This window comes from Kordia jejudonensis (genome assembly GCF_001005315.1).
Taxonomy (GTDB): domain Bacteria; phylum Bacteroidota; class Bacteroidia; order Flavobacteriales; family Flavobacteriaceae; genus Kordia; species Kordia jejudonensis.
The window spans coordinates 151,684-166,927 of the sequence record NZ_LBMG01000001.1 but is presented as its reverse complement, the minus strand read 5'-3'; the positions used below and the strand labels follow the sequence as shown (position 1 = coordinate 166,927).

The following is a 15,244-nucleotide window of genomic DNA, read 5'->3' as shown; positions in this document are numbered from 1 at the left end:
AATATCTAAACTAAATGAAAAAGTATATTTTAATTGTAAGCATTTTTGTGTTTTGCACAAACATGAGTTTTTCTCAACAACCTATTTCTAAAAAGAAATTATTATCAAAAGAAGAACTCAAAACATGGCTTCATAAAGATTATATACAAGATACAATTGCTGGAACAAGTTTAGAAAAAGCGTATACAGAATTACTTCAAAACAAAAAAGGGAAAGAAATTATAGTTGCTGTATTAGATACGAAACTTGATATTTTTCATGAAGATTTAAAAGATCAAATTTGGGTAAATGAAGATGAAATTCCAAACAACGGAATTGATGATGATAACAATGGTTATATAGATGATGTAAACGGTTGGGATTTTTTATCAAATGATAAAGGAGAATTCATTGAGTATCAAAATTACGAAGAAACTAGAGTGATTCGAAAATATGATTCACTCTTTAAAGGTAGGCATTTAGAAGACGTTGCTACACGTCACAAAGAAGCTTTTAAAATGTATGCTAAAGTAGTAGCTGATTATGAAGCATCTTTAAAAGACTTAAAGCAAATATTGAAAGATGCATATGCTTGGCGTGAAATATTCCCAATAGCTAAAAAACAAACACAAAAAATCTTAAAAAAAGAGAAACTTACCTACAGAGAACTCGATAGTTTAGAGAAAACAAAACAAAAAGATACACTCATAAACTACTATGCTGGATATATGAAAACACAAATCAAAAATAATATTGATTTGGAGTTCATTAAAAACTACATTAAAAGATATGAAAATAGATTACATATATTTTACAATAGGAACTATGATGAACGCAAAATTACAGGAGATAATGTAAAAGATATCAACGATCGTTTTTACGGATATCACAAAGTATATGGTCGTGTTCCTTTTGAGCATTCCATAGTAGTATCAGGTATTTTAGGAGCTAAAAAAGATAATGGTATTGGAATTCAAGGAATATCAAATAACATCAAAATTATGCCAGTTGTTATGGTGGCTTCTGGAGATGAACATGATAAAGATGTTGCTTTGGCAATTCGTTATGCCGTGGATAATGGAGCAAGTGTTATTAACATGAGTTGGGGAAAAAACTTTTCAACTGAAGAAACTTGGGTTCATGATGCGATAAAATATGCTGAAAAGCATGATGTTTTGTTAGTAACAGCAGCAGGAAATGAAGGAAGAAGTATAGATGAGGATAAATACTATTTGAACGATTATCTTGAGGAAGAAGAAATAGTAAACAACTTCATGGTCATTGGCGCTAATAATTATAAAATAACAGAAAGATTAGTAGCTTCCTTTTCTAACTACGGGAAGAAACATGTGGATATTTTTGCGCCGGGCATTTATATATATACAACAGATACGAATAATAAGTATAAATTTAGTAGAGGAACTTCATTAGCATCTCCAATTGTTTCAGGAATAGCAGCATTGATAAGATCATACTATCCTAATTTATCAGCTAGTGAAGTAAAAATGATTTTGATGGAATCAGGAACTTCTTTTGATCTTAAAGTGCGTGTTTTAGATAAAAATGATAAAAAAATATATGTTCCTTTTTCCGAATTATCTAAATCAGGTAAAGTCGTAAATGCATATAATGCTTTAGTCCTAGCTGAAGAAATTTCTAGAAAAAAATAACTACTCCTTAATTTCAACAATTCGTTTGGCTTCATTGCCCAATTCATCAACAACCGTAATGGTGTGAATTCCTTTTTGCGGCAATATTTCCATTTCATGAATGCTTTGTGTGGTAGCGATAAATTTTTCATCAACATACCAAAATACTTTTGTTTCAGGAATGGAATGTACCAAACGCAAGACCAATGCATTTTTTTCGCCGTCAAAATCTTTGGGTAAAAATACTTTTACAGCTTCCACTGGATAGATAAAATCCATGCTTTTTTGTCCTTCAGAAGTACAATCGGTTCGAAAAGGCGGCAAGGTTTTGTACAATGGATTTTTAGTTTGATAATAATATTCCATTAATGGAGGCAACACAAACCAACTTTTATGCGTCATTTCGCTAAGAGGCTGACAAGAAGAATTTACCTGAAAACGCTCGTCCTTATCTAAATGAACCCAAATATGATACGGACACGGCTTTGTTTTTAATCCACTTCTTGGAATGAATTGCAATTGTGCATCTTCACACAATTCGGAAGCTCTGTAACCACTTTTGGAACAGACGGAAACTTCTTCCAATTCATCATACGGAATCGGAAACCAATCACTTTTTGGCAATACATTAAAGACATCAAACAAAATGGGCGCGGCTGAGGTTGTTCCGATCAATCCTGGACGACCTTCGCCATCGGCGTTTCCAACCCAAACACCGACAACATAATCTTTGGTGGAACCAATTGCCCACGCGTCACGGAAACCAAAACTTGTGCCTGTTTTCCAAGCAATTTCTTTACTAGAATCAAAAAATTCCCAGTTTTCTTCGCCTTCGGGACGATTTACTTCTTTTAACGATTCATAAGTTAAGTAAATAGAACCTGCATCAAAGATGGTTTTTTCTGCCGTAAGGCTTCCAAAATTGATTGTTTCCTCTGCTAAAAAAGAAGGTTCGCAAAATTCGTTGGTGTAGTATTGACTAGAATTGTCTCCAAAATGATTCAACGTAGCAGAGAAAGCAGCGTAGGTTTTGCATAAATCCCATAAATTGCTTTCTGCGCCACCAAGTATTAAAGAAAGTCCGTAATGATCGGCATTTTGCGATATATCTTTTAGCTCTAATTCTTTAAGATAATAATGAAACCGTTCCAAGCCAAATTGTCGCAACATCCGAACCGCAGGAACATTCAGCGAACGCGCCAATGCACGTTTTGCCGTCACAGCGCCATCGTAACTTTCATTGAAATTTTTTGGGTTGTAACTGCCAATTTTTGTGGGAACATCAACTACTAACGTATTTGGCAATAAATCGCCAGCATCCAAAATTGCCGTATATAAAAACGGTTTCATAATGCTTCCTGTACTTCTTGGTTTGTGAATGACATTGACGTCTTTTTGATGTGCATTGTCCGTTGGTGTGTTTCCAACATACGCTAGAACTTTTCGTGTTTTTACATCTAATATCAACACAGAAGCATTGTAAACTTGGTTTTGCTTGAGTTCCTTGTAATGTTTGGCAACAATGGCATTTACTTCTTGTTGCAAGTACGATTGTACAGAAGTTTGCACACGTTTTCCTTTGTGCGTTTTCGATACTTTAGTGAGCAAATGTTTGGCAGTTTGTGGCAACGCGTACGGTTTTTGTGGAAGCGATTCTTCAATGGCCAATTCGTAGGTAAGTTTATCTATGATTTCCTGATCGTATAATTTTTTGAGTAAACGATCTCGTTTGGCTTTCAGTCGTTCTTGATTTTTTCCAGGAAATATCAAACTAGGAGCATTTGGCAATACAGCTAAAGTAGCATTTTCTGCCCAAGAAAGATGGTGCGATCTTCTCCCAAAGTAACGCCATGAAGCTGCATCTAATCCGACAACATTGCCGCCAAAAGGCGCATGTGAAGCGTAAAAGTTGAGAATATCTTCTTTGGAATGTCGAAATTCTAATCGTGTGGCAAGAATAAGCTCTTTTGTTTTTTCAAAATAGGTTCGTTTTTGCCCTTTTCTCGATAAGCGAATCACTTGTTGTGTCAACGTACTTCCGCCACGTTTTACTTTGCCCGATTGTATATTTCCCCATAACGCTTTCGCGATGGATATTGGATTGAATCCTGGATGATTGTAAAAGTATTCATCTTCAAACTGAACGATACAGATTTTGAATTTCTCGGGAACGGAATCTAGTTGGGGAAATCGCCATTGACCATCGTCGGCAATTTTCGCGCCAAGCAAAGTACCTTCAACACTTTTTATAACCGTTGAGGTCGGAACCGTAAATAGTGTTTTTGGCAAACAGAAATAGTAGGCAATTAATAGAATTATACTAATTGCCGTTTTGTATTTATTGTTTTGTATTTTTTTCTTGATAAAGCTTAAAAAGTGCATGTATTTATCGTTATGAAGTACTTTTTTGAAAACTGTATTCGCGTTCTACTTTACAGATTTTTACATTGTAATAGGCATACCAATGTTTAATGCCTTTTTGTTGGGCAATTAAATGATCTGTATGTTGTTTCCATTGCTGAATGGCTTCCAAACTTTCCCAGTAACTGACTGTAATTCCAACAGTATTTCGAGCGCTATCAATTCCGAGGAATCCTTTTTGTTGTTTGGCTAAAGTTTCCATTTGTGCAGCCATTTCAGCATAACCTTCTGTTGTTTCTGTTTGGATGGATGTAAAAATTACGGCGTAGTATGGTGTAAAATCTGTACTCATATTTATCGAACTAAACTAAAACTTCCTTTAAAAGTGGCACCATCCATCAGTTCCATTCGATACCAATACTCGCTACTTGGCATTTGTCTTCCTCTGTATGTTCCGTCCCAACCTAAAACTTGCCCTGGACGATAATAGTAGAGTAGTTTACCATAACGATCAAAAATATACATAATAGCCGTTTGTTGTACAGCAATAGAAATACCTTCTACATTCCACGTATCGTTTGTCAAATCATTGTTTGGTGTAAAGAATTGTGGGAAATAGATATTTGAGATGTCTACAACAGTATTATAGCAATCTGGATTTACAAAGAAGTTGGTAATAGATTTACAACCATTGGTATTGGTTACGGTTACAAAAATTTCTTCGGTAGTATTCATCGCATAATATATAGGATCAATGCTGTTTATGTCTTGTTCGGCATTAGCTACTGAGAGATAAAATTCCAAACTGTGACTTGTGTTTCCATTTGTGATTATTTCGCTGTAAATATCATTTAAGTCAAAATATCCATCACCATTGTTGTCTACATAGCATTCGGTTAGTAAACGTGTTTCAGAAGAATTTGCAAATGGTGTTACTAAAGGACTTGTAAGGATTTGTACTAAAAACTGTGTTATTTCGAAACAATTATTCAATGCGTTTTCTACTCTTACATATATAGTAGCTTCTTCCCCGACCAAATTGTATTGTGAATTGATCGCATTTGTATTAGTTGTGGCATCAGCTAGTGAAGTATGATAGGAAATCGTGGTTGTTTGTGTTACGTTTTGTAAAAGTTCATTTTCAACTTGGGTAAGATCGAATATGGTATTGTTTTCGTTTTCACATCGCACTAAATTGTTTGGCGTAGTAATGGTTAAACTTTCATTAATAATGATTTCAAAATCCGTAATGGCAAAGCAATCATTAGCAGTAGCATCAACGCGGACGTAAACTGTTTCCAGATTTGAACTTGGCGAATAGATAGTACTTATAGGATTGATACTTTGATTTGCATCATCGAGACTGAGGTAATAGGTTACTGTAACCGCTTGAGCTGTGCTAGCTAATATTTGTGCTTCTACTTGCGTAAGATCGAACACATTCGTATCATTTTGACATTGTACAAGATCATCAGGCGTATTTATTTGTAAGCTTTCGCCAAGATTAATATCAAATTGCGTCAACACAACACAGTTGGTATTATTATTTTCTACACGAACATATATTGTTTGTTGCGCTGTGGAAACCTGATAGTTTGTATTTAGCGGATTCATATTGGTGTCAGCGTCTGCTTGAGAAGCATGGTATGATACCGTAGCTGGATTAACACTATTTTGAAGTAATTGCGCTTCTATAGTAGTAAGCAAAATAGTGTTTGTTGCCTGATTGTCACATATAAAAAGATCACTCGGATTTGTAATGTTGATGATAGCTTCTCTAATAACATCAAACTGAGTAATTGCAAAACAGTCGTTATCATTGTTTTGTACACGAATAAAAATAGTTTCCTGAGCAACGGTTGCCGGATACGTTGTATTTAACGGATTTATACTTTCATCAGCATCAGTTTGAGAAGCATGGTAGCTAACCGTAACTGGTTGAGGTACATTTTGCAGCAACTCTGTTTCTACGTCGGATAATGTAAAAATTGTTGGATTACTATTACTTTCACATGTCGTAAGATTTGAAGGAGTTGACAAATTAGGCGTATTTTGAATTACAATATTTACTTCTACAATCTCAAAAGAGCCATCAATTGTATTTTCTATTCTAATAAAAATAGTTTGTCCACCTTGTTGTGTATTGGTCCATACATTTGGTAAAGGATTTACATCATTTGTAGCATCATTGTTAGACAAGTGAGAAGAGATGCTATAAGCAACAGCTTCATTTAAACCTGCGGCTCCGTACCATTGTCCATATTGGAGATTATTGGTTGCAACTGTTGTAAATGTAAAGGTGTTTAAATCAATTTTATACAATACACTTGTTGAAACACCATATAAATTTCCTAGTTCACTTGCAAGACCAAAAGTGTTAGGTAATATTTCTCCTAAATCTATATGAGACACATAGTTGAAGTTGTTATCTATAGTAACTTCATACAATCGGATACTACCAGATACATCCCAACTTATATACATTTTTCCGTTTAGTATGACAAAATCGCCACTTGGAGTTCCACTGACAAAATCGTGCCATTCGTAGGGAGCGCTCAATTGATCACTATCATATCTATATACAACACTTTCATCGCCTGCTCCATAATATAAATTTCCTTCTATATCAAAAGATAAAGAATTTACTAGAGAAGTGGATGGTATATTGGGTAGTGTAGTTGTTGTGCAAGAGACTTCATCTAGTTTTGTAATAGAAGTAAAATCAGTAATAAAAATTTCTTCATTTTCGTCTACAGCAATGTCTGTTAGCGGATTGGGCATCTGACAAATAACATCTGTAGTGATCGTTCCTGAAACATCATTGAGTCGAAGCACATGTCCCGATGAAGTAGAAATAAGCACAGCTTCTTCTACAGTTGTTCCATCATAATTAGATAAAATATCATTTTGAATGGCTACAATATTTAATTCCAAAAAACCATCATCATCACAAATAATATATTCAATCGGATTCATCATAGTTTCCGTAGCTATTCCTGTTGGATTTCCGCTACTATTAGAACTTACCGAAAGTGATAGTATTCCAAGAATACAAAGTAGAAGTACTTTTGTGTTATGCATGTTTCTATACTTATTTGCTAGTGTAAAAGTACCGTTTCTATTTCACAACTTCAATCCATTGTCCTCTAGTACGAATAAAATAGTCGTTATCATACATTGCTTCTGCTTGAATGCCTGGCAAATAGTATTTTCCTAAGTAGGAAGCATTGAGCAATACATTGAATGTTTTTGATCGTTTTCTACCTAAATCAAAGTAAAAATTCACGCGATCATCTCTGATATCTGTATGTCGAACATCGCTTGATTCTACATTTCCATAATCGGTAAATCGGGTATTGACAATTTCCCAACCAGAAGGGAATATTTCTGTCAACGCAATATCCTTTAAGTTTACGGAACTGTCATTTGTAAGGGTTACAGACGCCATAAAATCAGTTCCTTGTGTCAGATTTTTGACATTGATAGCATTTCCTTTTTTGTCTTTATACGCTACGCGAATGGTAAAGTTTCGTTTTTCTGCGAATTCTTCGCCTAATGGAAGCTTTCCAGTACTTAACACACGAACAAATAGTGTATTGTCTTCTTTATTTTCAACTTCTAAAGTGTTAGCTCCTTTTACGATTTTTAAACCGCGCTGTGCAATTGCTTTAGACGTTTTGATATTTTGATCATTTTTTCCATTGAGTGTAAACGACATATTGATATCTTTCCCACCGTTTTTTGTAACCATTTTACCCATTGCCAACAAACTGTACGCCGTTGTTTGTGTGCTCATCCAACGCGATGACGATAATTCTTTCGCTATAACTTTTGCCATGTTAATTACTCTTTTGTCATCCAACGCAAGCATGGTTTCTAGTGCCATTGCTCTATTTCTGTTGGTAGATCCGTAATTATATCGATATGCGTCTTCAGCTTCAGTAAAAGTAATGTTTGCAGTGGCAATGATCCGCTCAGCTGCTTCTTTTTGTGAAGCTAAGGCATATGCAGCTGCCAGTCGCCATTTTGCATTATTTGACAATCCTTTGGTTTCTCGCAAACGGTTCATCGAAGCCAAATCTGGATGACCAGCCAATGCCAACGTGTACAATCGGTAGGCTTGTGCCAAATCGGTGTAGTAATAACGACTTTCTGTTGATCGCCAAGAACGCGCCGCATTTTTTTGATACTTCAACCATTGACTCATAAAAGTCAGTGGCAATCGGTATCCTTTCTTTTCGGCTTCAATCATAAAATGACCCGAATAACTTGTTCCCCAATCATTTGCAGCACTTTCTCCAATCCAGTAGCTCATGCCGCCATTTGGACGTTGAAAATGTGCTAAACGCTTGATTCCTTTGGTAATATTATCTTGAATTTGTTTTTGTTTTGCTGATGGTAAATCAAAAATATCGGCTAAATACAATTGTGGAAATACGCTTGAAGTCGTTTGTTCTACACAACCATGCGGATATTGAATTAAATATTCCATACGAGCCGTGAAATCCATCGGTGGCAAGGTAGAAAACTCAACAGTTGCTTCGTTGGTGCCAAGTACACCAAAGGTATCAAAATTGAGTGTTTGTGATATTTTGCCATCCAACGTAAGTTCATGAATTTTTGTACTTATCGGATTTGGATTTTCTACATCAATTTCCACTTTGTATGAAGCCTTTTCGCCATTTCCACTTGCCAATACTTCAATCGTTTGTATGCCTTTTGCTTGACTTACATCTAAGTCAAAATATACCATTTTTTCGTCTGGTCTGTCAAATGTAAGTGACTGTGTAGCATCTCCAATTACAGAGATTCCGTTTTGTAATTTTAGCTGTAGCGAAACATTTTTCACCTTGTTTTCCATTGCAAAAACTGTTACAGGAAGCGTCACTTTTTCGCCTGGACTTAGTTTTCGTGGTGCTGTTGCCAATACCATCAAAGGTTTCTTTACTTGCGATGATTGTTCCGCATTTCCATAGGCTTCCGTTTTTGGATTTCCAGCGACCACCATCGTACGTACAGCACCAATATAATTTGGCATGTCAATTTTGTGCGATTTTGTTTCGCCAGCTTTCAAATTAAAAGGACCCAAGTATTTGACAACAGGTTTAAAACGGTTTGCTTTTTTGTTTTTTGCGCCGTTTCCACCATCGCCACCACCAATTGCAAATACTTGATCGATACTTCCGCTAAACGCGCCAATAATATCATCATAAATATCCCAAGTACGAACACCAAGTGCTTGTCGTTGGTAGAATGTATCCCATGGATTTGGCGTTCTAAAACGTGTTAAATCGAGTAAACCTTCATCAACAATAGCTAAGGTATACGTCATTGCTTTTTTGTCCATTTCGCTCACTTTTACCGTAAATGTTTGTTCAGGACGAAGCGTTTCAGGCACTGAAATTTTTGGTTTTAGAATTGTTGCTGGGTTTTCCACGAGTATCGGAATAACTCCGTAGAGACGAATTGGCAAATCGTTAGAAACGTTATTATGTTTTTGAACCAAAGAAATGTTTACAAATACATTTGGCGCCATTTCTTTTGTAATCGGAATGGTAGTTGTCGTTTGTTCTTTCTCTGTTTTTACCCACTTTGTACTAAGTACTTCTGTACCATTTTCTACACTTACCAACGCTCTTCCGCCTTTTCCTGATGGGAATGTAATGGTAGCCGTTTCGCCAACATTGTATTTTTCTTTATCAGCAGAAAAGATCAGCATTTTTGCCATTTCTGAATTTCCGTTGCTATTGGTACGCCACCAATTTTTGTAGAAATACACGGTTTTTCCAGTTGCATGACCACTTTTTGGATCGTACACACGAATTAAGTATCGTCCGCGATCTTCATCAGGAATAGTGAGTTTGAAGCTCGATTTTCCGTTTGTACCTGTGTTAATTTTAAAGGATTTGTAGTGCGAATGATAATCACTTCCCGCATAAGACGATAAATCATCATATGAAGAACTCCACCACCAACGCCATTGAATTTCATATATTTTTACTTCTAATCCGTTGCGTTTTATTGGATTTCCTTTGTCGTCAACCGTAGCAATTTCAAAGATTTGTTCTTCGTCTGTGTAGTACGAACCGTATCGTTTTGGTTCAGGAGATCGCATTCCTACAAAAGAAATATATGGCGCAAAGTCTTTCGAAAATGCATCAATGGAATAATCGCCACCGTGTTCAAATACGCGTGTCAAAAACGATGCACGCAACATACCAGGTGCTTTGTTGGTAACGTTTATTTTTTTAGAAATATTGACAAGTCCATCTTTATTTAATGAACCTTTAAACATGGTAAATTCTTCCGTATTGAATTCTCGTGTTGGATCATTGAATTCATAGTTTGGAAATTTTTTAAATGAAGTATTGGTGCTACTTAGTTTCACATTGACTTCCGCACGTAAGTTTTTAGCAGGCGCGCCATGTAACCAAGCGGCTTTGAGTTCGCCTTCAATTGGACGTGAACTGGCAAGAATGTCATCGTCAAAATCAATATTTATTTTTAAACGATTGGGTTTTACTGTTTCTATTTTTAGGTTTTTGGTAAATCGGACACCACCAACATATACGGTAGCATTCCAGTTTCCTGTTGGTGCTTCTGTTGCGGTTGGAACGGTAAATTTGTAGAACTGATTTACACCATTTGTTTCCACTTTTTTGTAGACCAATTTGCCTTGCGCATCGGTAACTTCCATTTTTACAGGATGATTTTTTGGTAACGGATTTCCTGCATCATTTAGCACAAAAGCTAAGTGTAACGAATCGCCAGGTCGCCAAACGCCACGTTCGCCATATATATAACCTTTGAGTCCTTTGTTGATTTCTTTCCCTGAAACATCAAATTTACTCATGGAAAGTGCGTTTCCATCATTGAGTTTTACATAGGTAACTTGATTGTTTTTAGAAACCGTAGCAAAGTAGGCGTTTTTATCTGCGTCAATAATCGTCAATCCGTCTGCATCTGTACGTTTGGAAGCAATTTCATGTTGTTGATAGTTGTACAATGTCACTTTTGCATTGCCTACAGGATCTGTAGAAATGATATCGCTCACTGCAAAATAATACGATTTGTTTTCGCCTTTTTTTACAATAACACCTAAATCTGACGCCAACACATTTGCGGTTAAGAAACGTCTTTCTAGGTAATACGAATCTGTGCATGGATTATCGCGATCATTCCAATTGTATTGGTAATCTCTGAAATTGTACATGCGATTGTCCCAGTATTCTTCTTCGTTTTCATCTTCTTCCGCACGATTTTGGTAGTAACCACTTTCTGCGACTTCTTCTTTTTTCGAGCTGTCATCACAGGTATACAATGCATATTCGCGCTTAAAACCTATTTCTATTTGATAGATTGCGCCAGGAGCAGCTTGAAATAAGGTTGATAAGTCGATTCCGTAAGTTTTCCACTGTCCATCATTTTCGTTTTCATTCGTGATGAGATTGATGGTTTTCTTGGCAATACGACGACCAACTCTTCGAATGCTGTATCGATCTACATTGCTAATTTCATTGTCTTGTAGAAATTGCAATACATTGTCTTGATATATTTTAATGACGCGCACATCAACAGTTTTTAGATTGACAGCTTGAAAGTTGAACGTTAAGTCTTTTGAATTTGGCAAAATAACACCTGTACTTATTGGACGCAATTGTGGTTTTTGCTGTTCAAACGAAACTTGTTGCGAATAGGATTTTTTAAGTTTGAATCCTTCTTTATTTTTTATACCCGTAAATATTTCAAGTTGTACCGTTCCTGTTACGCTGTTTTCAGGATATACATTTAAAATATTACCATCAACGGCAAATGTTAGGTCCGATTGATTTTGAACACTAACCAGACCATCAAAGTTTTGATTTTTTAGAAGCGGATCAGAAAAATTGATGCTGAATTTTTGTTCAGGACTTTGCGAAATATCAACTTCAACAATAGCGAAGTTATTTTGTCCTGGAATGTTATAATTTAGTTTTCCTTTAGATTCAGATGCGATTGATGTACCTGTCCAATTAATCGTAATTTCCGAATCGTCAATAGGTCGATTGATACTATCAATTATAAAGTCGTATTCGTTTTTATTAAAACTGGTTTCACTCCATTTTATGGCTAGTTTTTTACCATTTTGCGTTGCCGAAATTAATGTCGGAAGTTTTTCTTTAGAAATGACATCTGCCGATTTTAAGACACCATTTAGATATTGCCATTCTTTAGAATACGATTGTAAATCGTTGGTAACAATGATGAAGTTTGGCGAAATGGTTTTAAAGGCAAATGTATATGTTTTGAACTCTTTTGGAACTGCGTCATAAATTTTATCCAAATGAACTTGTACACTATGTTCTGTAGCTGGTTGTAAAGGTTTTTCAGGTGTAAAGCGCAACGTTTTGTTATTTTCAACAACAAGTTTCCCTTTTACATTCGGACTAATGGTTAGCAAGCTATTTGGCAATTCTTGATTTGCTTGCCAATCGGTTACTTCCTGCTGAAGTCCAATAATAATAGGCGTTTCGGTAGATACGGTTCCTGCGGTGGTTTGATAAATATAGTCTTTGAATTCAAAAATATTATCAGTTTCAGGAGTCTGTTTTTTACAAGAAAATAAACTTAAAATTACGAATAGAACGATGGAAAGTGTAGTGTTGCGCATGGTACTTTTTTTTGTAATGTAAACAGACTTTCTCATCATAATATTCCTTAATTAGTATTCGTTGGTGTAAAACTAGTATTCGTTATGGAATACATAATTTTTGTTTTTTACTCAATAGTTTGAAGCTATTTCCTTGAGGAAATTTACTCTTTGTAAATTCCAACAGTGACCGTTCCGTTTTCGTCTACCATGGCTCTGTACATGCCAGGTGTGTTGAACTCAGCAACTAAGTTTCCTTTGGCATCTATGGCAATAATTCCGCCATCGCCACCCATGTTTTTCAACTTGTTTTGAATGACTTCTTTGGAAGCTTCTTGCAATGACAAGCCTTTGTATTCCATCAACGCAGAAATATCATAAGCTACATTTGCTCTAATGAAGTATTCTCCATGTCCAGTTCCAGAAACTGCGCACGTTTTGTTGTTGGCATACGTTCCTGCGCCAATAATTGGAGAATCGCCAATACGACTCCATTTTTTGTTGGTCATTCCACCTGTAGAAGTTCCTGCGGCAAGATTTCCATTTTTGTCCAACGCTACACAACCAACCGTTCCGTATTTGTAATCTTTTATATACGGATCAAGCGAAGCAGCTTTGTCTTTTTCATTTTTATTTTTAGCTTTTAAAAGCGAATTGTATCTGTTTTCGGTAAAGAAATAACTCGTATCTACAACTTCCAAACCTTGTGCTGCGGAAAATTCTTCTGCACCTTTTCTAGCCAATAATACATGATCAGAATTTTCCATGACTTTACGCGCCGCAGAAATCGGATTTTTCAAATTGGTTACACCTGCAACGGCGCCAGCATTTAATGTTTTTCCTTCCATAATAGAAGCGTCTAGTTCGTTTTTTCCATTATTAGCAAAAACAGCACCTTTTCCAGCGTTGAATAGCGGCGAATTTTCTAAAATATGAATCGTTTGTTCAACAGCATCTAAACTTGTTCCGCCATTTTTTAGGATATCGTATCCTTTTTTAGCGGCTTTTTCCAGTGTTTCTTTGTACTGTGCTTCAAGTTCTGGAGTTAGGTTCTTTTTTAAAATAGTTCCTGCGCCACCGTGAATGACTAATCCAAAACTATTGGTTGGACTTTCATCAGTTGTAGTTGTTTCTTTTTGAGAAGTAGTATCTGCGCAACTAATTAGTAGAAAAGCAAATAGAAATAAAATAAGAGCTGATTTTTTCATTGGTAAAAATTGATTAGTGCCTTAAAATTACACAATTTCAAATGGAAAAGCATTGGTTTTTTAAATAATTATAGAAACTAAAAAAGCTCCAAAAGGATACACTTTTGGAGCTTTTAGTTTATAATCTATCAAAAATTAACAGCCAGTAATTCCTGCCATTGTAATGAATGAATCACAGTAACAATTGGTATTTGCCGAAGGGCAATTTACCGTTTCAGGTGGACAAGCTACCGTTATACAAGTATTGGTTGCTGGTGGACAATTTTGTGTGCCACACCCAGCTGTACATTGCATTGATTCGAAAGAGTCGCACGGATTCGATCGTGCAGTTCCTCCTACGATTCCATTTCGTTGATCAAATGAAGCAATTTTTGACTTATTGATGTTTAATCTTTGAGATAAATTCTTTTTTTTCATACGTTTCTTTTAAATGATTTTTAGTTAATTACGCTACGCATATACGTACGGACTCTAAACCACAAGCCAAGTCTATAGTTATTGGACATGGAAAGTTGAATGATTCACAACCGCCTTGCCATGATGGTTCGCAATGGCAAGCTGTATATAGCTCACTTACCCAAGTACAGGTAAATAAATCTTGTGTTTCTCCACATGGAAAATTAAACGAAACTGGTACCGGAATTGCCGCACCACCGCTGAGCTTAGAAACGGATGATTTCTTTAATGATAAATTTTTTAAATTCTTTTTTTTCATGATACAGGTATTTTATTGGTTTATAAATTATGCTTCGCAAGGAATATCAACTGATTGTCTACACGGATTAAATTGTGAATTACAATTAAAATCCCAAGTAGGTTCACATTCACATGCGGTATACAATTCACTATACCAAGTAGTTGTTGTACAGTTATAAAGATCTACAGTAAGTGCACAATCTCTAATGTTTCTAGTTAATTGAATTGGCACTGGTGCGCCACCATTCAACTTAGAAATAGATGCCTTTTTTAGTGATAAGGCTTTTAGCTTCTTTTTTTTCATGGTAGTTAAATTTTAAGATTAAGCGTCACAAATATCTCTTGAAGGCGTTGGGCAAATAATTCCCCATGAAGGACAATCTATGTTTTGCGTAGGTACACATTCACATTGCGTACGCAATTCGCTTATCCAAGTACAGTTGAATATATCTTCCGTTTCGCAAAAACAGGTATGATGCGATAATGCCAGTCCCCCTTTTACGTTACCGAGTTTTGAAATCTGTTTCTTTCCTAAATCTAATCGTTTACTAAGTTTCTTTTTTTTCATGATAATAAAGTGTTTTTGATTTTATAAAAAAAAGATAAAGAATAATGTAGTTAGTAATGTACGGTTTTACCTTACTTAACACTTGTGTGCCAGTGATTTACTGTACTATCTAACCAAAAATGATACTGAATCATTAAAAAATCCGTAATTTTAA

General features: G+C 35.6%; 10 protein-coding genes. 1 reads left to right on the top strand and 9 read right to left on the bottom strand.

Features of this window, described 5'->3' with window-relative positions:
- Positions 1-62 precede the first annotated feature (62 nt).
- Positions 63-1,649, top strand: coding sequence for a S8 family serine peptidase (locus AA089_RS00615; protein ID WP_162200398.1), 1,587 nt, complete (start codon positions 63-65; stop codon positions 1,647-1,649).
- Here AA089_RS00615 and pbpC read toward each other — a convergent pair whose 3' ends face one another.
- The 9 genes from pbpC to AA089_RS00575 all read right to left on the bottom strand — a co-directional run bounded on the left by pbpC (position 1,650) and on the right by AA089_RS00575 (position 15,090).
- Complete coding sequence (pbpC, locus tag AA089_RS00610) at positions 1,650-4,010, bottom strand: penicillin-binding protein 1C (RefSeq protein WP_046754960.1); 2,361 nt, start codon at positions 4,008-4,010, stop codon at positions 1,650-1,652.
- A 10-nt stretch (positions 4,011-4,020) separates the two neighbouring features.
- Positions 4,021-4,341: an antibiotic biosynthesis monooxygenase family protein gene (locus tag AA089_RS00605; RefSeq protein WP_046754959.1), complete on the bottom strand. Its 321-nt coding sequence runs from the start codon at positions 4,339-4,341 to the stop codon at positions 4,021-4,023.
- A gap of 2 nt (positions 4,342-4,343) precedes the next feature.
- Positions 4,344-7,070 carry a T9SS type B sorting domain-containing protein gene (locus AA089_RS00600; RefSeq protein WP_046754958.1) on the bottom strand — a complete coding sequence of 909 codons (2,727 nt, stop codon included), beginning with the start codon at positions 7,068-7,070 and terminating at the stop codon, positions 4,344-4,346.
- A 37-nt stretch (positions 7,071-7,107) separates the two neighbouring features.
- The gene (locus tag AA089_RS00595; RefSeq protein WP_046754957.1) at positions 7,108-12,639 is read right to left on the bottom strand and encodes an alpha-2-macroglobulin family protein; all 5,532 of its coding nucleotides are present in this window, start codon (positions 12,637-12,639) and stop codon (positions 7,108-7,110) included.
- 143 nt (positions 12,640-12,782) lie between these two features.
- A complete protein-coding gene (locus AA089_RS00590) occupies positions 12,783-13,826 on the bottom strand; it encodes an isoaspartyl peptidase/L-asparaginase family protein (protein WP_046754956.1) in 1,044 nt (347 codons plus the stop codon).
- Between the two features lie 135 nt (positions 13,827-13,961).
- Entirely contained in the window at positions 13,962-14,243 is a 282-nt protein-coding gene (locus AA089_RS00585) for a hypothetical protein (RefSeq protein ID WP_046754955.1), read from the bottom strand.
- A 28-nt stretch (positions 14,244-14,271) separates the two neighbouring features.
- A complete protein-coding gene (locus tag AA089_RS24435; protein WP_156168848.1) occupies positions 14,272-14,541 on the bottom strand; it encodes a hypothetical protein in 270 nt (89 codons plus the stop codon).
- A gap of 27 nt (positions 14,542-14,568) precedes the next feature.
- Complete coding sequence (locus AA089_RS24430; RefSeq protein ID WP_156168847.1) at positions 14,569-14,826, bottom strand: hypothetical protein; 258 nt, start codon at positions 14,824-14,826, stop codon at positions 14,569-14,571.
- Positions 14,827-14,844: 18 nt separating this feature from the next.
- Entirely contained in the window at positions 14,845-15,090 is a 246-nt protein-coding gene (locus tag AA089_RS00575) for a hypothetical protein (protein ID WP_046754953.1), read from the bottom strand.
- Positions 15,091-15,244 lie beyond the last annotated feature (154 nt).

Coding starts and splice junctions, on each gene's coding strand:
- AA089_RS00615 (WP_162200398.1), top strand. CDS start 63: ATGAGTTTTTCTCAACAACCTATTTCTAAAAAGAAATTATTATCAAAA.
- pbpC (WP_046754960.1), bottom strand. CDS start 4,010: ATGCACTTTTTAAGCTTTATCAAGAAAAAAATACAAAACAATAAATAC.
- AA089_RS00605 (WP_046754959.1), bottom strand. CDS start 4,341: ATGAGTACAGATTTTACACCATACTACGCCGTAATTTTTACATCCATC.
- AA089_RS00600 (WP_046754958.1), bottom strand. CDS start 7,070: ATGCATAACACAAAAGTACTTCTACTTTGTATTCTTGGAATACTATCA.
- AA089_RS00595 (WP_046754957.1), bottom strand. CDS start 12,639: ATGCGCAACACTACACTTTCCATCGTTCTATTCGTAATTTTAAGTTTA.
- AA089_RS00590 (WP_046754956.1), bottom strand. CDS start 13,826: ATGAAAAAATCAGCTCTTATTTTATTTCTATTTGCTTTTCTACTAATT.
- AA089_RS00585 (WP_046754955.1), bottom strand. CDS start 14,243: ATGAAAAAAAAGAATTTATCTCAAAGATTAAACATCAATAAGTCAAAA.
- AA089_RS24435 (WP_156168848.1), bottom strand. CDS start 14,541: ATGAAAAAAAAGAATTTAAAAAATTTATCATTAAAGAAATCATCCGTT.
- AA089_RS24430 (WP_156168847.1), bottom strand. CDS start 14,826: ATGAAAAAAAAGAAGCTAAAAGCCTTATCACTAAAAAAGGCATCTATT.
- AA089_RS00575 (WP_046754953.1), bottom strand. CDS start 15,090: ATGAAAAAAAAGAAACTTAGTAAACGATTAGATTTAGGAAAGAAACAG.